The organism is Streptomyces sp. NBRC 110035 (assembly GCF_000829695.1).
In the GTDB taxonomy this organism is placed as follows: Bacteria; Actinomycetota; Actinomycetes; order Streptomycetales; family Streptomycetaceae; genus Streptomyces.
This window is the reverse complement of the sequence record NZ_BBNN01000042.1, coordinates 22,824-45,034: the sequence shown is the minus strand read 5'-3', so window position 1 is coordinate 45,034 and position 22,211 is coordinate 22,824. Positions and strand designations below refer to the sequence as shown.

19 protein-coding genes are annotated in these 22,211 nt (G+C 72.4%); 13 read left to right on the top strand and 6 right to left on the bottom strand.

From position 1 onward, the window contains the following. Positions 1-215 precede the first annotated feature (215 nt). The 3 genes from TU30_RS27690 to TU30_RS27680 form a co-directional block, all read right to left on the bottom strand. Positions 216-1,598: a ferric reductase-like transmembrane domain-containing protein gene (locus TU30_RS27690; protein WP_042174999.1), complete on the bottom strand. Its 1,383-nt coding sequence runs from the start codon at positions 1,596-1,598 to the stop codon at positions 216-218. Positions 1,599-1,736: 138 nt separating this feature from the next. Beyond that, complete coding sequence (locus tag TU30_RS27685) at positions 1,737-2,357, bottom strand: pyridoxamine 5'-phosphate oxidase family protein (protein WP_042174997.1); 621 nt, start codon at positions 2,355-2,357, stop codon at positions 1,737-1,739. A 137-nt stretch (positions 2,358-2,494) separates the two neighbouring features. Then, positions 2,495-3,382, bottom strand: a complete 888-nt coding sequence (locus TU30_RS27680; RefSeq protein WP_042174995.1) for a hypothetical protein — start codon at positions 3,380-3,382, stop codon at positions 2,495-2,497. A gap of 274 nt (positions 3,383-3,656) precedes the next feature. On the opposite strand from TU30_RS27680, the gene TU30_RS27675 reads away from it, so the two are divergent. The 3 genes from TU30_RS27675 to TU30_RS27665 all read left to right on the top strand — a co-directional run bounded on the left by TU30_RS27675 (position 3,657) and on the right by TU30_RS27665 (position 7,479). Next, positions 3,657-4,850, top strand: coding sequence for an argininosuccinate synthase (locus tag TU30_RS27675; RefSeq protein ID WP_042174991.1), 1,194 nt, complete (start codon positions 3,657-3,659; stop codon positions 4,848-4,850). A gap of 128 nt (positions 4,851-4,978) precedes the next feature. After that, positions 4,979-6,424 (top strand): argininosuccinate lyase, encoded by a 1,446-nt coding sequence (gene argH / locus TU30_RS27670; RefSeq protein ID WP_042174988.1) that lies wholly within the window; start codon positions 4,979-4,981, stop codon positions 6,422-6,424. An 83-nt stretch (positions 6,425-6,507) separates the two neighbouring features. Next, the gene (locus TU30_RS27665) at positions 6,508-7,479 is read left to right on the top strand and encodes an aldo/keto reductase (protein ID WP_042174985.1); all 972 of its coding nucleotides are present in this window, start codon (positions 6,508-6,510) and stop codon (positions 7,477-7,479) included. A 128-nt stretch (positions 7,480-7,607) separates the two neighbouring features. Here TU30_RS27665 and TU30_RS27660 read toward each other — a convergent pair whose 3' ends face one another. Next, a complete protein-coding gene (locus tag TU30_RS27660; protein WP_042174983.1) occupies positions 7,608-8,279 on the bottom strand; it encodes a 1-acyl-sn-glycerol-3-phosphate acyltransferase in 672 nt (223 codons plus the stop codon). 482 nt (positions 8,280-8,761) lie between these two features. Between TU30_RS27660 and TU30_RS27655 the strand changes: the two genes are divergently transcribed. From TU30_RS27655 to TU30_RS27645, 3 genes are all read left to right on the top strand, one after another. Then, positions 8,762-9,958, top strand: a complete 1,197-nt coding sequence (locus TU30_RS27655) for a glycerophosphodiester phosphodiesterase (RefSeq protein WP_042174981.1) — start codon at positions 8,762-8,764, stop codon at positions 9,956-9,958. A 112-nt stretch (positions 9,959-10,070) separates the two neighbouring features. Then, the gene (locus tag TU30_RS27650; RefSeq protein ID WP_042174979.1) at positions 10,071-10,565 is read left to right on the top strand and encodes an RNA polymerase sigma factor; all 495 of its coding nucleotides are present in this window, start codon (positions 10,071-10,073) and stop codon (positions 10,563-10,565) included. Between the two features lie 57 nt (positions 10,566-10,622). Beyond that, the gene (locus TU30_RS27645) at positions 10,623-11,120 is read left to right on the top strand and encodes a GNAT family N-acetyltransferase (protein WP_042174977.1); all 498 of its coding nucleotides are present in this window, start codon (positions 10,623-10,625) and stop codon (positions 11,118-11,120) included. Between the two features lie 65 nt (positions 11,121-11,185). On the opposite strand, the gene TU30_RS27640 is transcribed toward TU30_RS27645, so the two are convergent. Both TU30_RS27640 and TU30_RS27635 read right to left on the bottom strand, forming a co-directional pair. Next, complete coding sequence (locus TU30_RS27640) at positions 11,186-11,620, bottom strand: hypothetical protein (protein ID WP_042174974.1); 435 nt, start codon at positions 11,618-11,620, stop codon at positions 11,186-11,188. A 1-nt stretch (position 11,621) separates the two neighbouring features. After that, the gene (locus tag TU30_RS27635) at positions 11,622-11,981 is read right to left on the bottom strand and encodes a hypothetical protein (RefSeq protein WP_042174972.1); all 360 of its coding nucleotides are present in this window, start codon (positions 11,979-11,981) and stop codon (positions 11,622-11,624) included. 146 nt (positions 11,982-12,127) lie between these two features. On the opposite strand from TU30_RS27635, the gene TU30_RS27630 reads away from it, so the two are divergent. The 7 genes from TU30_RS27630 (at position 12,128) to cobT (ending at position 22,179) form a co-directional block, all read left to right on the top strand. Further along, a complete protein-coding gene (locus TU30_RS27630; protein WP_042174969.1) occupies positions 12,128-12,778 on the top strand; it encodes an HAD family hydrolase in 651 nt (216 codons plus the stop codon). A 426-nt stretch (positions 12,779-13,204) separates the two neighbouring features. After that, positions 13,205-14,287, top strand: a complete 1,083-nt coding sequence (locus TU30_RS27625) for a methionine ABC transporter ATP-binding protein (RefSeq protein WP_078878555.1) — start codon at positions 13,205-13,207, stop codon at positions 14,285-14,287. Then, positions 14,284-15,018 carry a methionine ABC transporter permease gene (locus TU30_RS27620; protein ID WP_042174966.1) on the top strand — a complete coding sequence of 245 codons (735 nt, stop codon included), beginning with the start codon at positions 14,284-14,286 and terminating at the stop codon, positions 15,016-15,018. Before TU30_RS27625 ends, TU30_RS27620 begins: the two co-directional genes overlap by 4 nt. An 86-nt stretch (positions 15,019-15,104) precedes the next feature. Next, complete coding sequence (locus tag TU30_RS27615) at positions 15,105-15,932, top strand: MetQ/NlpA family ABC transporter substrate-binding protein (RefSeq protein ID WP_042174963.1); 828 nt, start codon at positions 15,105-15,107, stop codon at positions 15,930-15,932. A 182-nt stretch (positions 15,933-16,114) separates the two neighbouring features. Continuing rightward, a complete protein-coding gene (locus tag TU30_RS27610) occupies positions 16,115-16,756 on the top strand; it encodes a GNAT family N-acetyltransferase (protein WP_042174961.1) in 642 nt (213 codons plus the stop codon). A 148-nt stretch (positions 16,757-16,904) separates the two neighbouring features. Next, the gene (gene cbiE, locus TU30_RS27605; RefSeq protein ID WP_042174959.1) at positions 16,905-18,113 is read left to right on the top strand and encodes a precorrin-6y C5,15-methyltransferase (decarboxylating) subunit CbiE; all 1,209 of its coding nucleotides are present in this window, start codon (positions 16,905-16,907) and stop codon (positions 18,111-18,113) included. A 382-nt stretch (positions 18,114-18,495) separates the two neighbouring features. Then, complete coding sequence (cobT, locus tag TU30_RS27600) at positions 18,496-22,179, top strand: nicotinate-nucleotide--dimethylbenzimidazole phosphoribosyltransferase (protein WP_042174957.1); 3,684 nt, start codon at positions 18,496-18,498, stop codon at positions 22,177-22,179. Positions 22,180-22,211: the final 32 nt, after the last annotated feature.

Here is a 22,211-nt window from a genome sequence, read left to right as displayed (position 1 = left end):
TTCGCGATGGCCTGGGCGCCGCCCTGCGGGGACTGCGCGGCCGCGGGCGGGACGGCGCCGGCCGCGTCCGCCGAGCCCTGGTCGGAATCGGGCTTCAGCGTCAGCAGCAGCACGATCCCGGAGACGGTGGCGGCGGTGGCCAGCACGGCACGCCGGACGGGATGACTCTTCCTCATCGTTCCTCAAGCTCCTGATGGGTGTGGATGACCCGTCGCTCACATCTCGAACGACTCGTGGTGGATACGGCGGGCGGGGACCCCGGCGCCGCGCAGTGCGTCGTGGACCGACTGGGCGAACCCGGGCGGGCCGCACATGAAGACGTCGTGGTCGTCGATGTCGGGAATCTTGCGGCGCAGGCTCTCCGCGGAGATGTCGGGGCGTTCCCCCTCGGGGCTGTTCACCGCGTACATCAGACGGGCGCCGCGCTCGTCGGCGATCTTGGCGAGCTCGCTCCACAGGGCCAGGTCATGGGTGCTGTTGGCCCGGTAGAGCAGGGTGATGTCGCCGGAGGCGCCGGGCAGCGTCTCGAACAGGGCCCGCATCGGCGTGATGCCCACGCCGCCGGCGACCAGCAGCACCTTGCCGCGGCTGCGGCGCTGGGCGGTCAGCGCCCCGTAGGGGCCCTCCGCCCACACCCGGGTGCCGGGCTCCAGCTCGCGCAGCCGGGTGGTGTGGTCGCCGATCGCCTTCACCGTGATCCGCAGCATGTCGGGGCGGGGCGCCGCCGACAGCGAGTACGGGTGGGAGCTGAACCGCATCCCCGGCGCCAGGAACCGCCAGCGGAAGAACTGCCCCGCCTCGGCGCCGATGCGATGCAGCCTGCGCCCGCTGATCAGCACCGACACGATGCCTGGCGTCTCTTCGACGACCGCCTCGACCCGCATCCGGTGCCGCAGGTTCAGCCGGACCGGGGTGATCACCCGGTACCAGAGGACCAGCGCGGTGACGACGCCGTAGAGCCCGTACCAGAAGGTCTTCGCGGACGGCTCCACGGCGAACTCGTTGCCTGTGGTGATCTGGTGCCAGAACGTCAGGTACATCGCCGCGTACGTCAGCAGGTGCACGTGGTACCAGCTGTCGTACGGCAGCCGGCGGCGGACCGGGCCGATCGAGAGGAAGGCGATCAGGAACAGCAGACCCGTGCCGATGGCGGCCTTGCCCATGTCCGGCAGCTGACCGACCGAGGTGATCGTCTGCTGGACGATGTCGCCGAGACCCTTGCCCGCCTGGAGGGCGTAGCCCCACATGATGAGGAAGACGTGGGCGACGACCAGGCTGACGGTGTAGCGCCCGCTCATCGCGTGCCAGCGGGCGACCCGGTCCGAGCCCACCCGGCGCTCCAGCGCGGGCACCCGGGCCATCTGCAGTACCACGAGGGCCATCAGATAGCCGCCCAGCAGACCGGTGATGCGGCCCGCGGCGATGATCCGGCCGGTGGTGTCCGAGATGGACGGTGTGTTGTTCCACCACAACCACAGCACGGCCACCGCGCCCGCCCCCACGGCGAGCAGCAGGGGCACGGCGGGGGAGCGGCGCGGACGGATGCGGCGCATCGTCTGGCGGCGGGCGGCACGTCCGCCTGCGAGCGTGGTGGTCACGGTTCCTCCGTGGGACTTGACCCTTGGCTCACACATACGTGCCGTGGGGCGGGAGCGTTCAGCGGTGTCCGGAGGCAGGGGCGGAAGTGGGACGGCGACGTGGGCGGTGTCCGCAGACAGGACGGGAGCGTGAGGCCGTCACCCGTCCCGGGGCGTGGGCGTGGGCGTGGAGGGGCGCGGGGCCGGGGGCAGCGGCAGGGGCAGCCCGGGAAGGCCGTCGAGGCTCGTCGCGACGTGGTCCTTCTTGGCGAAGTACGCGTCCAGTGAGGTGTCGTCCTCGCGCGCGAACCGCTTCCCGTGCAGGTCGCGGTCCGCCTCGTACGTCATGTGGGGGACGGCGTAGCCGCAGGTGTCGCGGACGAGGTCGGCGGTCACGACGACGATCGCGCGCAGGCCGTGGACCGTCGGGTCGATGGCGGGGAAGCGGGCGAGCAGGTGCGAAAAGCGCGGGTCGTCCCGGAAGACGGGCTCGCCGCGGCCGTGCACGCGCACGATGGTGGGCGGCCCCTGGAAGGCGCACCACATCAGGGTGATGCGGCCGTTCTCCCGCAGATGGGCGATGGTCTCGGCGTTGGACCCGGCGAAGTCGAGGTAGGCCACGGTGAGTTCGTCGAGAACCACGAAGGACCCCGTGAGGCCCTTGGGCGAGAGGTTGACCGTGCCGTCGGCGGACAGGGGTGCGGTCGCGGTGAAGAAGACCGGCTGCGCCTCGATGAACGTGCGCAGGCGGCCGTCTATGCGCTCATAGGTCTTTCCCATGTCCACCGAGTATGGACCCGGTTCGTTCGCCTGTCTAAGGAAAAGGAAAGGGGCGGAGGGGGAGTCCGGGTGGTGCCGGAGACCCTCCCGTGGCCGCCCCGGCCGGCGTGTGCGGGGCGGCCACGGCGCCTGTCACGTCACTTGGTGAGCGTGCAGGCGGCCAGGGAGTCGAGTCCGGCGGGGCGGTCGGCGGTGCGGCCGATGGCGGTGGCGATGCGGTTGATGGCGGCGACGCGCTTGTCCTCGAGGGGGCCGAGGATGGCGTTCTGGACGAAGTTCGGTCCGCCCTGGCCGACGGTGTCGACGAGGCGCTGGTTGGCTTCGTTGATCTGGGTGTCGAGCTGGCCGAGGTTGCGGTCGACCTCGGCCTGGGCGGAGGCGGGGATCGCGGGAAGCTCCGGGGCGACGTCGGGGCAGCTGATCGTGCCCGCAGCGGCGTTGCCGGCATCGCCCGCGCCGCCGCCCTCCTGGCCCCCGCCGCCCTGGTCCGCTCCCTGGCCGGCGTCGTCGGCGGGCGGGGCGGTGACCTCCTCCCCGACGCCGTCGCCGCCTGCCTCCCCGCCCGCGTCCGCCGCGCCCTGGGCGTCGAGCGTGCAGGCGGCCAGGGAGTCGAGTCCGGCGGGGCGGTCGGCGGTGCGGCCGATGGCGGTGGCGATGCGGTTGATGGCGGCGACGCGCTTGTCCTCGAGGGGGCCGAGGATGGCGTTCTGGACGAAGTTCGGTCCGCCCTGGCCGACGGTGTCGACGAGGCGCTGGTTGGCTTCGTTGATCTGGGTGTCGAGCTGGCCGAGGTTGCGGTCGACCTCGGCCTGGGCGGAGGCGGGGATCGCGGGAAGCTCCGGGGCGACGTCGGGGCAGCTGATCGTGCCCGCTCCCGCGAGCGTCCGGGCGCTCGCCTCGTTGTCGTCGGACGACTCGCCGGCGAGGGCGGATCCGGCGATCACCGCACCGGACAGCGCCACCGCGGCGGCGCCGCCGATGAGACCGACGCGACGCTTGTTGTACTTCGGAAGGGCCCTGGACATGCGGATGCCTCACTCGGGTCGGGGTCGGGTTCGGGGTTGCGTGGGGGGAGAGCCCGTGGGGAGGGCTCGGCTGTGCCGACGCGGCGCCTGCGTCCGGCGTGAGATACGGGAAAGCGATTACCCGCGTTCAACCGTCCGCCGGATCAACCCCGGACTCCGTCCGGTATCGACCCCTCGGATCGGATTCGGTCCCTCCGGACGGAGCCGGATTGACGAATCATGCATCCTTCTGCATACTCATGCATGTCAGCGAATGCACTGTAAGGAGAATCCCGTGACCGAGCGCGTCGTACTCGCCTATTCGGGCGGTCTGGACACCTCCGTCGCCATCGGCTGGATCGCCGAGGAGACGGGCGCCGAGGTCATCGCCGTCGCGGTCGACGTCGGCCAGGGCGGCGAGGACCTGGACGTCATCCGCAAGCGCGCGCTCGCCTGCGGTGCCGTCGAGGCCGAGGTCGCGGACGCCAAGGACGAATTCGCCGACGAGTACTGCCTCCCGGCGATCAGGGCCAACGCCCTCTACATGGACCGCTACCCGCTGGTCTCCGCGCTGTCCCGGCCGACGATCGTCAAGCACCTCGTCGCCGCCGCGCACAAGCACGGCGCCGGCACGGTCGCCCACGGCTGCACCGGCAAGGGCAACGACCAGGTCCGCTTCGAGGCCGGCATCGTCGCCCTCGCCCCCGACCTGAAGTGCATCGCCCCGGTCCGTGACTACGCCATGACCCGCGACAAGGCCATCGCCTTCTGCGAGGCCAAGGGCCTGCCGATCGCGACCACGAAGAAGTCGCCGTACTCCATCGACCAGAACGTGTTCGGCCGCGCCGTCGAGACCGGCTTCCTCGAGGACATCTGGAACGCGCCGATCGAGGACGTCTACGAGTACACGCAGAACCCCGCCGTGGCGCGCGAGGCCGACGAGGTCGTCGTCACCTTCAAGGAGGGTGTGCCGGTCGCCGTCGACGGCAGGCCCGTCACCGTCCTCCAGGCCATCCAGCAGCTCAACGAGCGCGCGGGTGCCCAGGGCGTCGGCCGGATCGACATGGTCGAGGACCGCCTCGTCGGCATCAAGTCCCGCGAGGTGTACGAGGCTCCCGGCGCCATCGCGCTGATCACGGCCCACCAGGAGCTGGAGAACGTCACCGTCGAGCGCGAACTCGCCCGCTACAAGCGGCAGGTCGAGCAGCGCTGGGGCGAACTGGTCTACGACGGCCAGTGGTTCTCCCCGCTCAAGCGCGCCCTGGACGGCTTCATCACCGAAGCCAACCAGCACGTCAGCGGCGACGTCCGGATGACGCTGCACGGCGGCCGGGCCGTCGTCACCGGCCGGCGCTCCGAGTCGTCCCTGTACGACTTCAACCTCGCCACCTACGACACCGGCGACACGTTCGACCAGGCGGCGGCCAAGGGCTTCATCGACATCTACAGCCTGTCGTCGAAGATCGCCGCCAAGCGCGACCTGGCCTGACCGGCTGACGTCCCGTCACGCACTACCCTGACACCGCCTCCTCACTCTCCCGCGCCCGAGTGAGGAGGCGGTGGCGCATCCATGATGCGGCCCATCCGCGATCCGCCTGTCTTCGAGGAGCAACACAAGTGAGCAGCAACAGCGGTGACGTACGGCTCTGGGGCGGCCGTTTCGCCGACGGTCCCGCCGAGGCCCTGGCCAAGCTGTCCGCGTCCGTCCACTTCGACTGGCGGCTCGCACCCTACGACATCGCCGGTTCGCGGGCGCACGCGCGCGTACTGCACAAGGCGGGCCTGCTCACCGAGGACGAGCTCGCCCGCATGATCGAGGGCCTCGACCGGCTGGAGGCGGACGTCGCCGACGGCTCGTTCACCGGCACCATCGCCGACGAGGACGTGCACACCGCCCTGGAACGCGGCCTGCTGGAGCGCCTCGGCCCCGACCTGGGCGGCAAACTGCGCGCCGGACGGTCGAGGAACGACCAGGTCGCGACCCTGTTCCGGATGTACCTGCGGGACCACGCCCGTACGCTCGGCGGTCTGATCGCCGATCTCCAGGACGCCCTCGTCGGCCTCGCCGAAGCCCACCCGGACGTGGCCATGCCCGGCCGCACCCACCTCCAGCATGCCCAGCCGGTGCTCTTCGCCCACCACGTCCTCGCCCACGTCCAGGGGCTGTCCCGGGACGCCGAGCGGCTGCGCCAGTGGGACGAGCGGACCGCGGTCTCGCCGTACGGCTCGGGCGCGCTGGCCGGCAGCAGCCTCGGACTGGACCCCGAGGCGGTCGCCCGCGACCTCGGCTTCGAACACGGCAGCGCGGCCAACTCCATCGACGGCACCGCCTCCCGGGACTTCGTCGCCGAGTTCGCCTTCATCACCGCGATGATCGGGGTCAACCTCTCCCGGATCGCCGAGGAGGTCATCATCTGGAACACGAAGGAGTTCTCCTTCGTGACCCTGCACGACGCCTTCTCCACCGGCTCGTCGATCATGCCGCAGAAGAAGAACCCGGACATCGCGGAGCTGGCGCGCGGCAAGTCGGGCCGGCTGATCGGCAACCTGACCGGCCTGATGGCCACCCTCAAGGCCCTCCCGCTCGCATACAACCGCGACCTCCAGGAGGACAAGGAGCCGGTCTTCGACTCCATCGACCAGCTGGAGATCCTGCTGCCGGCCTTCACCGGGATGATGGCCACCCTCACCGTGCACCGCGAGCGCATGGAGGAGCTGGCCCCGGCCGGGTTCTCGCTGGCCACCGACATCGCCGAGTGGCTGGTCAGGCAGGGCGTGCCGTTCCGCGTCGCGCACGAGGTGGCCGGCGAGTGCGTCAAGGCCGCCGAGGCCGAGGGCAAGGAACTCGACGAGCTGACCGACGAGCAGTTCGTGAAGATCTCCGCCCACCTCACCCCCGAGGTGCGCACCGTCCTCAACGTCCCCGGCGCCCTCGCCTCCCGGGACGGCCGGGGCGGCACGGCACCGAGCGCGGTCGCCGCCCAGCTCGCCGAGGCGAAGGCCGACGTGGCCGCCCAGCACGCCTGGGCCGACGCCAGGAACAAGCGGGACGCCGAGGAGTAGACCGGTCGCCGGTCCGGTTCCGGAAGGGCATCGCGGGTTACGTTGGTCGGGCAGCCGCAAGGAGCCGACCGATCGGAGCCCCGATGCCCTTCGCCAAACTGGCTTCGGCCACCACCCCTACCTGCCACATCGGCCTGGGACTCGCCGCTGTCGGCCGGCCCGGCTACATCAACCTGGGCCGGGACGAGGACCTCGGCGGCGACCGCAGCGTCGAGGCCCTGCGCACCCGCACCCACGACCTCCTCGACGCCGCCTACGCCCAGGGAGTCCGCTACTTCGACGCGGCCCGCTCCTACGGCAGGTCGGAGGAGTTCCTCGCGGACTGGCTGACGAAACGGCCCGACGCCGACGACGTCGTCATCGGCAGCAAATGGGGTTACACGTACACCGCGGACTGGTCCACCGACGCCGAGCACCACGAGATCAAGGAGCACTCCCTCGCCGCCTACGAGCGGCAGCGCGCCGAGTCCGACGCGCTGCTCGGGGACCGGCTCGACCTGTACCAGATCCACTCGGTGACCCCGGACAGCCCCGCCCTCACCGACAAGGACCTCCACGTCCGGCTCGCCGAGGCGGCGGCCCAGGGTCTCACCGTCGGTTTCTCCACCAGCGGTCCGGCGCAGGCCGACGCCGTCCGCGCCGCGCTCGCCGTCACCGTCGGCGGCGAACCCCTCTTCCGCACCGTCCAGTCGACCTACAACGCGCTGGAGACCTCCGCCGGGTCCGCACTGGCCGAGGCCCATGACGCGGGGCTCACGGTGATCGTCAAGGAGGGCATGGCCAACGGGCGGCTGGCCGGGGCCCACGCTCCCGACGCGCTCAGGTCCGTCGCCGAGGAGACCGGCCTGGCCTGCGACGCCGTCGCCCTCGCTCTCGTGCTGCGCCGGCCCTGGGCGGGCGTGGTCCTCTCCGGCGCCGCGACCACCGCGCAGCTCGCCTCCAACCTGCACGCGGCGGTCGTCGACCTCGACGACGAGCAGCTCGCCCGCCTCGCCGCGCTGCCCGAGGACCCGCACGCGTACTGGGAGCGGCGCGGACGGCTGGCCTGGCACTGAGGAGCCCACCGGCCAGGCGCTCCTCGGGCGAGGGCCGACGCCGAAGCGGCCCGGTCCTCGCCGCGGGGCCGGGCACCCGTAAGGCCGCGGGGTGCCCGTACCCCGAGGAGGTTCCGGGGTGCCGGGCGTCAGGCAGCCTTCGCCTTGCTGGCGTACATGTCCACGTACTCCTGGCCGGACAGGCGCATGACCTCGGTCATCACCGAGTCGGTCACGGCCCGCAGGACGTAGCGGTCGCGGTCCATGCCCTCGTAGCGGGAGAACTCCATCGCCTCGCCGAAGCGGACCGTGACCCTGCCCGGCCGGGGCAGGCCCGCGCCGCCCGGCTGGAGCTTGTCGGTGCCGATCATGGCGAACGGAACGACGGGCGCGCCGGTCATCAGGGTGAGCCGCGCGATACCGGTGCGGCCGCGGTAGAGACGGCCGTCGGGGGAGCGGGTGCCCTCCGGGTAGATGCCGAAGATCTTCCCCTCCTCCAGCACCTGACGACCGGTCATCAGCGCCGCGACCCCGCCCCGGCCGCCGTCGCGGTCGACCGGGATCATGCCGACGCCGGTGAAGAACCAGGCCATCAGCCGGCCCTTGAGCCCCTCGCCGGTGACGTACTCGTCCTTGCCGATGAAGAAGACCTGACGCTCGCAGACCAGCGGCAGGAACATCGAGTCGATGAAGGTGAGATGGTTGCCCGCCAGGATCACCGGACCGTCACCCGGGATGTGCTCCAGGCCCTCCACCCGTGGGCGGAACATCAGGCGCATGACCGGGCCGAGCACTGCCTTGATGAGCGCGAAGCGGGACAACGGGTCCTCCGGTGTCGGGAATGCGGTATGAGTCTGTGCAGGTAAGGACATTACTCGCGGCGGAGGGGGTCCCGCACGCCGGGTTCACCTGGTATCGCACGATGTCTACGCATGTTCACCTGCGGTGGCACGGTGTTGCACGGCCGTAACACGCGTACCGGGATGTGAGGCATGTCGCGTCCGCGGAAGCCGGTGCCGTCGGTCCGGGGTACGGACCGCCGTCGGCCGGGGTACGGGCACGGCCCGGATGGAACCACACGCGCCCGGCGGAGCGCGGGAGGCGCGCCGCCGGCCCTCCGGACCGGCCGGGTGCCCCGACGGGATGTCAGACGTTCCGTCCCCTGAGCCCGTTCGGGTCACGGCCGGCCCGCGCGACATCCCGTACAGCCGTATCCCCCGTGTGTTCCGGTCGAGGTCTCCCGTTCGACATGTACGCGCCCCTACGATCGCCCCGCACTGACGGTCGACGGCAGGAGGGCCCCATGGGAACGCAGGAGTCGGGCGAGCGGACGGAGACCACGCCGTCCGGCGGAACCGGACGGCGGGCGCTCCTCGGCGCGGCGGTGCTCGGCGCGGGCGGCACGGCCCTCGGGCTGAGCGGCACGGCGAGAGCCGCCGAGTCCCGGTACGGCGAGTCCCGGCACGGCGGGCGAGGGCTGAAGGGCCTGCCCGTCCCGACGATCATCGGCCACCGGGGCGCCAGCGGCTACCGGCCCGAGCACACCTTCGGTGCCTACGACCTGGCCCTCGACCTGGGCGCCGACATCGTCGAGGCCGGCGACCTGGTGCCCACCAGGGACGGCCACCTCGTCTGCCGGCACGAGCCGGAGATCGGCGGCACCACGGACGTCGCGGACCACCCCGAGTTCGCCGGCCGCAAGCGTACGAAGCTGCTCGACGGCGTCTTTGTCAGCGGCTGGTTCACCGAGGACTTCACCCTCGCCGAACTGAAGCGGCTCCGCGCCGTCGAGCGCATTGCGGCCAACCGCCCGCACAACACCCTCTACGACGGCCGCTGGGAGATCCCCACCTTCGAAGAGGTGCTCCGCTGGCAGAACGAGCAGACCCGGGTGCGCGGCAAGCAGGTCTGGATCTATCCCGAGCTCAAGCACCCCACCTACTTCCGCAAGCTGGGCCTGGGCACCGAGGAACTCCTCGCCCGCCTGCTGCGCAGGCACGGCAAGGACAGGAGGAACTCGCCCGTCGTCATCCAGTCCTTCGAGCCCACCAGCATCCAGCGGATGAGCCGGCTCGTCGGCAACCCGCTCGCCGTGCTGCTCTCCGGTGCGAACAGCCGCCCCTGGGACTTCGTCGAGAACGGCGACCCGCGCACGGTGGCCGACCTCGTCACGCCGAAGGGCCTCGAGGAGATCGCCTCCTACGCGCAGGGCATCGGACCGACCCTGGACCTGGTCATCCCCAAGGACACGGCGGGAAACCTCACCGAGCCCACCACCCTGGTCCGCGACGCGCACCGGGCCGGCCTGATCCTGCACCCCTACACGATGCGCAACGAGAACCCCTTCCTGCCCGCGGACTTCCGCAAGGGCAGCGACCCCGACGCCTACGGTGACGTCTTCGGGGCCTTCCGGGCCTACTTCGCCACCGGCATCGACGGCGTCTTCACCGACCACCCGGACACCGGTCTGCTGGCCCGCGAGGACTTCCGCGCCGGCTGAGTTCGAACAGCGTCAGGCCCTGTCGTCAACCGCCGGGCCGTTCCGCACCGGTTGGGGTGAGTTCCGGCCGCCCCGGGCAACCCGGCCCGGGGCGGCCGGCGTCGTTGAGCGCATGACGCCCGACCTGGTCACCGCCCTCGGCCCGCTGCTCACCGCGGAGGCCTCCGCCGAGGCGTACGCGTCCGGCGCCGAACCCGCCGACCTGGAACAGACGGTCTGGCTGCGCCTGCTGGAACGCCTCGACGCGCACGACCCGCCGCGCGACCCCCCGGGCTGGCTCCGCCGGACCGTCCGCACCGAGGCCCGCCGCACCCGCCGGGTGGCCCGGTACGAGACGCCGTGGGCCGGCGACCCCGCCGACACCGGCGAGGACGGCCCCGAACTCCTCGCCCTCGCCGCCGCCCGCCGTCACGCCCTGCGGGACGCGGTGCGCCGGCTGCCCGGCCGCTGTCCCCGGCTGCTGGAGGCGCTGCTGTCCCCGCACGACCCGACATACCGGGAAATCGCAGGGGAGTTGGGTATCTCACAAGGCAGCATGGGGCCAGAACGCTCGAGATGTCTGGGATGTCTGCGTCGTTTGCTCGCGGCGGAGGTTGCGTCGGGGTGAGGACGGGGATAGGAGTGAGGGACCACAGGTGATCAGGTGAGCGGGAGGCGTGCGCACATGGGCATGAGCGTGACCATCTCTGCGGCGACGGAGCAGGACGCCGAGCAGATCTTCAGGTTGCAGTACCTGTGTTTCCAGAGCGAGGCAGCGCTGTACGGCAACTACCGCATCGCGCCGCTCGTCCAGAGTCTGGACTCGGTCCGCGAGGAGGTCACCAACGACCTGGTCTTCGTCGCCCGGCTCGGCGACGAGATCGTCGGCTCGGTGCACGGCAGGAGCACCGAGGACGCCGCCGCGGCCATCGGCAAGCTCTGCGTCCACCCCCGTCTCCAGGGGCACGGCATCGGTGCCCGGCTTCTGCGCGCCGCCGAGTCCGCCCTCGCCGACGAGCGGGGCGCCAGGATGTTCCGCCTCCAGGCCGGCCACCGCAGCGAGAGCAACCTCCAGCTGTACAGCAGGGTCGGCTACCAGCGGGTCGGGACGTCCCGGGGCACGGACGGCGTACCGATGATCGTCCTGGAGAAGACGGCGGACTCGTACGCGGCCACCGCCTGACCGGGCGCGTGCCGGGGCCGCCGTCCGATCGGGGCGCGGCCCCACCGTCCGCCCGGGAACGGCCGTCACACCGTGCGGGTGCGGGCCTTGCGCAGCCAGTACAGGGCGGTGAGGGGCAGCAGGACCGGGATGAACAGGTAGCCCATCCCGTAGTCCGACCACACGGTCGCGTCGGGGAAGGCGGAGGGATCCGCCAGGGTCCAGGTGCCGACCGTCAGAACGCCCACCAGTTCGGCCGCGCAGCACACCAGCGCCGCCCGGCGGGCCGTCTCCCCGCCGCGGACCAGGGTGTACGTGATGAATCCGTAGACCACTCCCGCGATCGCCGAGAGCGAGTACGCGAGCGGCGCCCGGTCGAACTCGGTGGCGATCTGGTACGCGGAACGCGACACGGCGCCGACGACCATCACGCCGTACAGCCACACCAGCAGCAGTCCGGGCCCGCCGATCAGCCGCGTGCCGCCCGGTTCGCGCTCCGGCTCGTGTTCCGTCGCGGTCATCTCAGCCCTTCCAGATGTCATGGAGCCGCACCTCGAGCACGGCCAGCACGACACCGCTCGCGGCCACCGTGACCGAGCCCCATCGGGTGCGCTCGGCCAGCGACATGAAGCCCGCCGCCGGGACGCACGCGAACGAGCCCAGCAGATACGCCACGAAGACGACCGTCCCCTGCTCCGGTTCCTCGCCCCGGGCCAGCAGCACGACCCCGACCACCAGCTGAACCAGCGTCAGCAGGGTGACCACGGCCATACCGATGAAGTGCCAGTCCTTCGTCGGCTGGTCGCGGTAGGCGGCCCAGCCGCACCACGCGGCGAGCAGCAGCGCGGCGGCACCGGTCGCCGGCGTCAGGGCATCAAGCATGCCAGCGACCCTATTACGCCGTAATGGCCCCACCGTGCCCGGCCCCCACCCTCCCGTGCCCGGGTGCGCGCCCGTGTGCGGTGGGGCCGGACACGGGCGCGGACACGGGCGCGGGGGTGGGGGCCGGGCACCGTAGGGTCGATGGCATGACCATTCATGCGCAAGCCCTCCTGTTCGACAACGACGGCACCCTCGTCTCCTCCCTCGAATCCGTGCAGCGCTGCTGGACCCGGTGGGCCGTCGAGTACGGGATCACGGCCGAGGAGTTCGGGCGGATCGAGCTGCACGGCCGCCCGGCCGCCGAGATAGCCGCCGACCTCCTGCCCGCCCACGCCGTGCCCGAAGCCGTCGCACGGATCGAGGACCTGGAGGTGGAGGACGTGCCGAACGGTGGGGCGATCCTGCTGCCGGGCACCCGGGACCTCCTCGGCGTGCTGCCGGCCGAACGCTGGGCCGTCGTCACCTCCGCGACCCGGCGGCTGGCCGAGGCCCGCCTCGCCGCCGCCGGCATCCTGCCCAAGACCCTCGTCGCCGCCGACGACATCACCCGGGGCAAGCCCGACCCCGAGCCCTACCTGCTGGCCGCCCGCACCCTCGGTGTGGACCCCGCCCACTGCGTCGTCTTCGAGGACGCCCCCGCCGGGCTCCAGGCGGGCCGGGCGGCCGGGATGACGACCGTGGCCTTGGCCACAACCCACCAGGCCCACGAACTGACCGCCGATCTCGTGGTCGGGGACCTGTCGGCCCTGTCCGTACTGGTCACGGACGCCGGGGTGGAGATCACCGCACGCTCCTGACGTGCGGTCACGGGTGTCCACGGCTGTCCGGAATGTGGACAGCCCTGTCCGGTCAGGACCGAGCATCTGGTTTACTGCTCGCATGACCACGACGAGCGACCGCATCCCCGCAACCGAGGCGCGTGTGCCGCTCGGTGCCGGATGTATGTGTCCGCTCCGAATGCGCGCCTTCTAGAGGGCCCCCGCACCATCTGAGCCCCGCGCCCCGAAGCGAGAGCCGGTCCGTCCCCGCACGCGAGTCCCCCCGCGTCCCGCATGCGCGAGCGGACCCCGCCCCGCGCGCACGCCTCTGAGCCGTTCCCCTCGCAGAGCCCGCGAGAGGCAGTGCCGCGTCCGGGCCGTTCCCGGCCCCGCACGCCTCACCCCTGGATGACTCGTGCCCGGCACCCACGACGTGCCGCGCACTCGACAGTGACGGATACCCACGTGATCACCACCTCGGGCCTCACCAAGGTCTACCGCTCGCGCGGACGCGAGGTCACCGCCCTGGACGGCGTCGACCTGCACGTCCGCGAAGGCGAAGTCTACGGCGTCATCGGTCAGTCCGGCGCCGGAAAGTCCTCGCTCATCCGCTGCGTCAACCTGCTGGAGCGCCCCACCTCGGGCACCGTGACCGTCGCCGGGCAGGACCTCACCGCCCTGGCCGGACGCGGGCCACGGGCCGGCCGGGAACTGCGGCGGGCGCGCAGTCGTATCGGCATGGTCTTCCAGCACTTCAACCTGCTCTCCTCGCGCACCGTGCAGGACAACGTCGAACTGCCGCTGGAGATCCTCGGCCGGTCGGGCGGGGAACGTTCCCGCAAGGCGCTGGAACTGCTCGACCTGGTCGGCCTCGCCGACAAGGCCAAGGCCTACCCCGCCCAGCTCTCCGGCGGCCAGAAGCAGCGTGTCGGCATCGCCCGCGCCCTGGCCGGCGACCCCAAGGTGCTGCTGTCCGACGAGGCCACCAGCGCCCTCGACCCGGAAACCACCCGCTCCGTCCTGGCGTTGCTGCGCGACCTCAACCGCCATCTCGGCCTGACCGTCCTGCTCATCACGCACGAGATGGACGTCGTGAAGTCGATCTGCGACTCCGCCGCGCTGATGGAACACGGCCGCGTCGTCGAGTCCGGCACCGTCACCGAACTCCTGGCGACCCCCGGCTCCGAACTGGCCTCCGCGCTGTTCCCGGTGGCCGGCGAGGCCTCGGGCGACCACCGCACCGTCCTGGACGTCACCTTCCAGGGCGAGAGCGCGACCCAGCCGGTCATCTCCCGGCTGTCCCGCACCTACAACATCGACATCTCGATCCTCGGCGCCGCCATCGACACCGTCGGCGGCCTCCAGGTGGGCAGGATGCGCATCGAACTCCCGGGCCGCTACGAGGACAACGTCGTACCGGTCGGCTTCCTGCGCGAACAGGGGCTGCACGTCGAGACCGCGGGCCGGGCGCGGCAGGCGCCACCGGGACCGCAGGCGGCCGGGACGGCGCGGGTCTCCCCGGCGCCCGTGAAGGAGGAGTCCAAGTGACCTGGTCCCAGATGCGGCCACTGCTGGTGCAGGCATGTCAGGAGACGTTGGTCATGGTGGGCTGGTCCACCCTGATCGCGGTACTCGCCGGCCTGCCGATCGGCATCCTGCTCGTCCTGACCGACCGGGGCGGGCTGCTGCAGAACGCGCCCGTGAGCAAGGTCATCGGGCAGGTCGTGAACGTCGGCCGCTCGATGCCGTTCATCATCCTCATGGTCGCCCTGACGAGCCTCACCCGCTGGATCACCGGGACGTCCATCGGCAGCGAGGCCGCGATCGTGCCGCTCGCCATCAGCGGCATCCCCTTCTTCGCCCGCCTCGTCGAGACGGCCGTACGCGAGGTGGACCACGGGCTCGTCGAGGCCGTGCAGGCCATGGGCGGCAACACCTGGACGATCGTCCGCAAGGTCCTCGTCCCCGAGTCCCTGCCCTCGCTGATCGCCGCCACCACCGCCACGATCATCGCCCTCATCGGCTACTCGGCCATGGCAGGCGCCGTGGGCGGCGGAGGTCTCGGCGACTTCGCCGTCCGCTACGGCTACCAGCGCTTCGACAGCGAACTGATGTGGATCACCGTCGCGATCCTTGCCGTGGTCATCTCGGTCATCCAGTTCACCGGCGACCTCGCGGCCCGCTCCCTGCACCGCCGCGGCCGCTCGGGCGCCGCGCCCAGGCTGCGGCTGCTCAGGGCCAAGGAGCCCGTGACGGCCGACGCAGGCAGGACCGCATAACCCCTCCGGCCCCCGTACCCCACTCCCCGCCCGAACCCCGTACCACCGAGGCGGGGTCGCACCACCCACCAGGAAAGGCACTTTTCGTGCGTAACACCGTCAAGACCACCACCGCCGTCCTCGCCGCCGGAGCCCTGACCCTCGGTCTCTCCGCCTGCGGCTCGGACAACGAGTCCGGCTCCGGCGCCTCCGGCCCGCTGATCGTGGCGGCGAGCCCCCTGCCGCACGCCGAGATCCTCACCTTCGTCAAGGACAACCTCGCCGAGGAGGCCGGCCTCGACCTCGAGGTCAAGGAGTTCACCGACTACGTCACGCCGAACACGGCGACGGAGGACGGCTCGGTCGGTGCGAACTTCTTCCAGACCCAGCCGTACCTCGACGACTTCAACAAGAAGAACGGCACGCACATCGTGCCCCTCGTCGACGTGCACCTGGAGCCGCTCGGCCTCTACTCGAACAAGGTCGAGAAGGCCGACGAGCTGAGGAACGGCGCGACCGTCGCCGTCCCGAACGACACCGTCAACGAGGGCCGCGCGCTCCAGTTGCTCGCCGCCAACGGCCTGATCACCCTCAAGGAGGGCGTCGGTACCGCGGCGACCCCCGCCGACGTCACCAAGAACCCGAAGGACCTCGAGTTCAAGGAGCTGGAGGCGGCCCAGACACCGCGCTCCCTCGAGGACGTCGACGCCGCGGTGGTCAACGGCAACTACGCCATCGAGGCCGACCTCAAGCCCTCCGAGGACGCCCTCGTCCTGGAGTCCGCGAAGGGCAACCCGAACATCAACCTCCTCGCCGTCAAGGAGGGCAACGAGGACGACCCGCGCGTGAAGCAGCTCGCCGAGCTCCTCACCTCCGACGAGGTCAGGAAGTTCATCGAGGACACGTACTCGGGCTCCGTCGTCCCCTCCTTCTGAACCGTTCCCCCCGCCCTGCGCACGGCGGTCACGGCGGTCCGTGCCGCGCCCGGCACCCGTTCGGCACTCTCGGGGTCCACTCCGGTACACGGAGTGGACCCCCTGGTGCGGCCCGGTGCTTTCATGCTGCATGCTGGGCAGTTCAGCGGCATCTGACGGTCACGAAGGTTATGGAGCGGCGCATGACGAGCAGCACCTTCCCCAACATCTCCATCAACACGGAGCGGTTGGTGCTGCGTCCCCTCGACGCGGACGACGTGCCCACCCTGACCGAGATGATGAACGACGAGCAGATCGCCGCCTGGACCGACGTGCCCCAGCCCTTCACCGAGCAGGCCGCCCTCACCTGGATCACCGAGTACGCCCCCGCCGAACGCGCGGCCGGACGCGGACTGGACCTCGCCGTCACGGAGTTCCTCACCCATCGGCTGGTGGGCGTCATCCAGCTCACCAAGACCAACTGGCACGTCCGGTCCACCGAGCTCTCGTACATCGTCGCCCCCTGGGCGCGTGGCGAGGGCTACGCCTCCGAGGCCGCCATCGCCACGGCCCAGTGGCTCTTCGGCGACCAGAAGCTGGAACGTGTCGAGCTGCGCACCGCCGCCGACAACACCGCCTCGCAGCAGGTCGCCCAGAAGATCGGCTGCATCAGCGAGGGCGTCCTGCGCAACGCCTGTATAGCCCACGTCCGCGGCGACGACGGCGCCTGGACGGACGTACGCACCGACTTCATCGTGTGGAGCCTGCTGCCGGAGGACCTCGAGGGCTCGGCCGAACACCTGGCCGACACCGGACAGTTCACCGCCTTCACCGACTGGAACTGACCCCCTCCCGGGGAGACGGCCGGCGGTAGGTCGCCCCGGTCGACAGCCGTACCAGGTACTCTCACCAAGCCTGCCCCCTCGCGGGCGGAGCGGCCGACCGCGCCCCGCACACCCAAGACGCCCCGCGCACACCAGGAGACTGACAACGATGGCCGACCGGGTCACGGTGATCGGCTGGGACGGTTCGCCGCTGACCGCAGCGGCCCGCGCCGCACTGGGCGCCGCCACTCTGGTGGCAGGCGCCGCGCACCACCTGGAACTCCCCGAGGTACCCGCCGGCGCCGAACGCATCCGGCTCGGCAGCGCCGCCCTGGCCGCCCGCCGGGTGGCAGGCCACCGCGGCACGGCGGTGGTCGTCGCGGACGGCGACCCCGGCTTCTTCGGCGTCGTGCGGACCCTGCGCGCACCCGAGTTCGGCCTGGAGGTCGAGGTCGTCCCCGCGGTCTCCTCCGTCGCCGCCGCCTTCGCCCGAGCCGGGATGCCCTGGGACGACGCACACGTGGTCGTCGCGCATCCCCGAACCCTGCGACGCGCGGTGAACGTGTGCCGGGCCCACACCAAGGTGGCGGTCCTCACCTCTCCCGGCGCCGGCCCCGCAGAGCTGGGCCTGCTCCTGGAGGGCGTCCACCGCACCTTCGTCATCTGCGAGGAACTCGGCACCACGCGCGAGCAGGTCAGCGTCGTCACCTCGGACAAGGCCGCCGACCACACCTGGCGGGACCCGAACGTCGTCATCGTCATCGGCGGCCAGGCCGCCACCGCGTCCGGGGGCTGGATCGCCGGCCGGGCCCCCGCCGCCGGCCCGCGCGGCTGGACGCTGCCGGCCGACGCCTACGGCGGCGACCTGGGCGAGGGGGAACGGGAGCCGCTGCGCGTCTCCCAGCTCGCCCGGCTCGGACCGGTCCCCGGCGATCTCGTATGGGACATCGGCTGCGGAAGCGGAGCCTTCGCCACCGAGGCGGCGCGGGCCGGTGCCGCGGTCATCGCCGTCGACAGCGACCCGCGCGCCTGTGCGCGCACCGATTCCACCGCCCGCCGGTACGGCGTCCAGCTCCAGATCGTGCACGGCGCCGCCCCGCAGGCACTGGAGGACCTCCCCGAACCGGACGTCGTCCGGGTCGGCGGCGGGGGAGCGGCCGTGGTCCTGGCGGTCGCCGACCGCCGCCCGCAGCGCATCGTCACGCACGCCGCCACCCGCGACGCCGCCGAACGGATCGGCCGGGAACTGTCCGAGCACGGCTACCGGGTCGAGTGCGCCCTTCTGCAGTCCGTCGAGCTCGACACCAGAGCCTGGACGGAGACCGAGCGGAGCGTCGCGTTCCTGCTCAGCGGCGTGTTGCCGACGCGTGCCCCCTGACCGCGAGGCCCTGTTCCGATGCCGTCCCCGCGATCGGATCGTCGTACCGCTCGCGGTAGGCTGGCCGATCGTTGTACCGCATCTCGGACGCCCGCCGACCCGTCGGTCGATGTCCTGAAAACACGCCCGTTCCGACGCGTGTGTGGTACGGCACAACCCGAGGACGCGCAACGTGGCGCAGTCCACAGCGGAACCGTCGCGGATCAAGCTGACGCGGCGGTCGTACGGCAGCCACAATGCCTGTGAGTGGCTTTGTCGTCATTCCGGGGCAGGCTGTTCGTGCCGCTGGGGACGCACGCTCGTTCTTCAGTGTGGGGCGGTCGGGTGCGCCGTTCCGGGTGAGCTGGTCGTAGGAGCACTAACCGATGGGCGAGGGGTACGCATGACCGACACCGGCCGGGTCCCGGGCGAGGGGCAGCCGGAGAACGCAGGCATGGTGGAGCAGCCGGGCGTCCCCGCGCCCGACTCGTACACCTACCTCTCCGAGAGTTCCGCCGAGGACGAAGACCTGCTGCTGCCCGGTGCCCAGGGCGCCTGGGGCAACGAGATCGCACCACCCGCGCCGGAGCCGGTCGTCGAGACCGTGCACGAGCCGGGGCCGCACGAGACGGACGGCCGGGACACAGGCTCGGTCGACCTCGGCGGTGTCCGGCTGCCCGAACCCGGGCAGCCGCAGGCGCCCGGTCCCGCGGTCACGCACGAGTCGCAGACACCGGTCGCACCACGCCGTCCACTGCACCTCGGCCCGCCCATCCCCAGCACCACCGCCGGCCCGGTCCGCTCCCTCGCCGACCGCGGCCCGGCCGACGTGCCGGTGCGCCAGGTCGGCCCGCCGGCCGTCGGCCCCGAGTACCTCGACGTGCCGCACACCCGGGAGACGGCCCCGCAGCCGGCACAACCCTGGGGCACCCGTGCCACGGCGGGCGCGACCGCCCGAACGGAAACGGTCGCTCCGCCTCAGCAGTCCATGGGCGCCGCCCAGGCCCTGGTCGCACGTGTCGCGACGGAGGCGGGAGCCGGTCAGCCGCAGAACGCGCCGCAGCCCGCCGTGGCCGCGGCGGACCTGCAGAGCCCCGCGGTGGACCCGGAGGGCCCCTCCGTACCGACGTCCGGGGCGGCCGGGTCCGATTCCGGTTCGGGCACAGGCCCGGGTTCGGGTGCGGATCCGGCGGCCGGTGGGATCGCCGGGCTGCCCGAGAACCCCGGACACGAAGCCGGACCTGCCGCGGACGCCGTACCGCCCCTCGTCCCGGACGCGGGTCAGGGCGCCGAGACCGTTCCCGCACCGGCTGCCGAGGCGCAGGTGCCCGACGAGGTACGGGCTCCCGAGGCCGACGCCGCCCCTGTGGTCGGCGCGGCACCGGAGGCCCCGGCCCAAGAGGCCGCGGCCGCCCCGGTGCCGGAGGGCGTCGCCGCCACCGGGGGGTCCGACCCCGCCTCCGCCGCGGCCCACGAGCCCCAGGGCCCGGTCACCGGCCCGGCAGCCCCGCAGGCAGCCCCCGCTGTCGCCCTGAGCGACGGCGACGCCGAGGCCCCCGTTCCCGCCGCCGAGGCACAGGCTCCCGCGGCACCGGGGGCCCCCGCCGAACCGGGGGCCCCCACCGCCGAGGCACAGGCTCCCGAAGCCGCGGTCCTCCGGACGCCCGAGCACGCCGAGGCACCGGAGCCCGTCGTCCCGGCCCCGGAAGCAGTGACGACCCCCGACGCGCAGCCGGCCCCCGGCGCGGAGTCCGTTCCCGTCGCTGCGGCCGAACCCGTGGCCGAGGAAGCGAGCGGCCAGTACGTCCCGGCCGCGCATCCGGTCCAGGGGCCCCAGCAGACCCCGGCCGCCCCCCCCGCCCCGCCCGCCCAGGAGGCGTGGACGCCGCTTCCCGTGCCGCCCGCCTTGTCGGGTCCCGAAGCCCCGGCCACCGACCCGGCCGTCCCCGCCGCGGCCGTGCCCCCTCCCGACGGCACCGCCACGCCGCCTCCCGGCAGCGTTCCCCCGGCGGCGATGCCGGACCGGGTCCCGGGGGAGTCCGTTCCCGTCGAGGCAGTCGTGCCGACCCCGCCGCAGCCCCTGAACCTCCCCACCGAGGAACAGCCGGAAGAGCCCGGACCCGGGGCCACCGGCCCGGTCTCCGTGCCGCCCCAGGCCGACACCGGCGACGTTCCCGAGGCTCCCGCCCCCGAACCGCCGGCCCAGCAGGGACTCGCCGAGAACGTGCCGGCCGAGCACCCGCCCACGGAGACCGAACCGGTTCAGGCCGAACCGACCCAGCCCGTACTCGCTCAGGACCCCGACGGCCTTGCCACCCGGGACGCCGGAGCGGCGGAGGCCGCGCCGCCCGCCGGCCCCGCCGCCCCCGGCTACGACGACGCCGAGCGCGCGGCCGTGCAGAAGGTCATGCGGGAGCGCCGGGACATCCGTAACGGCTTCCGTGACGACCCCATCCCGCACGAGGTCCTGCTCCGCGTCCTGGAGGCCGCCCACACCGCGCCCTCCGTGGGTCACTCGCAGCCCTGGGACTTCGTCGTCATCCGCTCCGCCGAAACCCGGCGCAGCATGCACGAACTGGCCGAGCGCCAGCGCGACGCCTACGCGCAGTCGCTGCCCAAGGGCCGGGCGAAGCAGTTCAAGGAACTGAAGATCGAGGCCATCCTCGACACCCCGGTGAACATCGTCGTCACCGCCGACCCGACCCGTGGCGGCCGGCACACCCTGGGCCGGCACACCCAGCCGCAGATGGCGCCGTACTCCTCCGCCCTGGCGGTCCAGAACCTCTGGCTCGCCGCGCGTGCCGAGGGCCTCGGGGTCGGCTGGGTCAGCTTCTTCGACGAGCGCGAGATGGTCCGCTCGCTGGGCCTGCCCGAGCACCTCGAAGTGGTCGCCTACCTGTGCGTGGGCTACGTCGACGAGTTCCCGGCCGAGCCCGAGCTGATGCAGGCCGGCTGGTCCAAGCGCCGCCCGCTGTCGTGGGTCGTGCACGAGGAGACGTACGGCAGGCGCGTGCTGCCCGGCGAGGAGCCGCACGACCTGCTCGCCGAGACCGTCGCGCAGATCCGCCCGCTGGACGCCAAGGCGCTGGGCGAGGCCTGGGAGCGACAGAAGCGGATGACCAAGCCGGCCGGCGCGCTCGGCATGCTGGAGATCATCTCCGCGCAGCTGTCCGGACTGTCCCGCCAGTGCCCGCCGCCCATCCCGGAGCCCGCGGCCGTCGCGGTCTTCGCGGGCGACCACGGTGTCCACGCCCAGGGCGTCACTCCGTGGCCGCAGGAGGTCACCGCCCAGATGGTGGCCAACTTCCTCGGCGGCGGAGCGGTCTGCAATGCCTTCGCCACCCAGGTGGGCGCCGAGGTCTGCGTGGTCGACGTCGGAGTGGCCTCCGACCTTCCGGCCACCCCGGGGCTGCTGCCGCGCAAGGTCCGCGCCGGCACCTCCGACATGACCGCCGGCCCCGCGATGACCCGCGAGGAGGTCAAGCAGGCCATCGAGGTGGGCATCGAGACCGCCCGCGACCTGGTCGCCGCCGGCAACAAGGCGCTGCTCACCGGTGAGATGGGCATCGCGAACACCACCGCGTCCGCCGCCCTGATCTCCGTCTTCACCGGCGTGGACCCCGGCGAGGTCACCGGCCGGGGCACCGGCATCAACGACGAGACCCTGGCCCGCAAGACCGACGTCGTGCGCCGCGCCCTCGAACTCCACCAGCCGGACCCGGCCGACCCCGTCGGCGTCCTCGCCGCCGTCGGCGGGTTCGAGCACGCGGCCATGGTGGGCCTGCTCCTCGGCGGCGCGTCCCTGCGTACCCCGGTGATCCTGGACGGTGTCAGCGCCGGGGCCGCGGCCCTGGTGGCCCGTGCCATCGCCCCCGAGGTACTGGCCGCCTGCATCGCGGGACACCGCAGTGCCGAGCCCGGCCACGTGGCGGCCCTCAACAAGCTGGGTCTGCGCCCGCTGGTCGACCTCGACCTGCGCCTGGGCGAGGGCACGGGCGCGCTGCTCGCCCTGCCGATGGTGCAGAGCACCGCGCGCGCCATGCACGAGGTGGCGACGTTCGACTCGGCCGGCGTCACCGAGAAGTAGCAGCAGGAGCAGCAGGAGCAGGCACCCCGGAG

Coding starts and splice junctions, on each gene's coding strand:
- TU30_RS27685 (WP_042174997.1), bottom strand. CDS start 2,357: ATGGGAAAGACCTATGAGCGCATAGACGGCCGCCTGCGCACGTTCATC.
- TU30_RS27680 (WP_042174995.1), bottom strand. CDS start 3,382: ATGTCCAGGGCCCTTCCGAAGTACAACAAGCGTCGCGTCGGTCTCATC.
- TU30_RS27665 (WP_042174985.1), top strand. CDS start 6,508: ATGCCCTTCGCCAAACTGGCTTCGGCCACCACCCCTACCTGCCACATC.
- TU30_RS27655 (WP_042174981.1), top strand. CDS start 8,762: ATGGGAACGCAGGAGTCGGGCGAGCGGACGGAGACCACGCCGTCCGGC.
- TU30_RS27650 (WP_042174979.1), top strand. CDS start 10,071: ATGACGCCCGACCTGGTCACCGCCCTCGGCCCGCTGCTCACCGCGGAG.
- TU30_RS27645 (WP_042174977.1), top strand. CDS start 10,623: ATGGGCATGAGCGTGACCATCTCTGCGGCGACGGAGCAGGACGCCGAG.
- TU30_RS27640 (WP_042174974.1), bottom strand. CDS start 11,620: ATGACCGCGACGGAACACGAGCCGGAGCGCGAACCGGGCGGCACGCGG.
- TU30_RS27635 (WP_042174972.1), bottom strand. CDS start 11,981: ATGCTTGATGCCCTGACGCCGGCGACCGGTGCCGCCGCGCTGCTGCTC.
- TU30_RS27630 (WP_042174969.1), top strand. CDS start 12,128: ATGACCATTCATGCGCAAGCCCTCCTGTTCGACAACGACGGCACCCTC.
- TU30_RS27610 (WP_042174961.1), top strand. CDS start 16,115: ATGACGAGCAGCACCTTCCCCAACATCTCCATCAACACGGAGCGGTTG.
- cbiE (WP_042174959.1), top strand. CDS start 16,905: ATGGCCGACCGGGTCACGGTGATCGGCTGGGACGGTTCGCCGCTGACC.
- cobT (WP_042174957.1), top strand. CDS start 18,496: ATGACCGACACCGGCCGGGTCCCGGGCGAGGGGCAGCCGGAGAACGCA.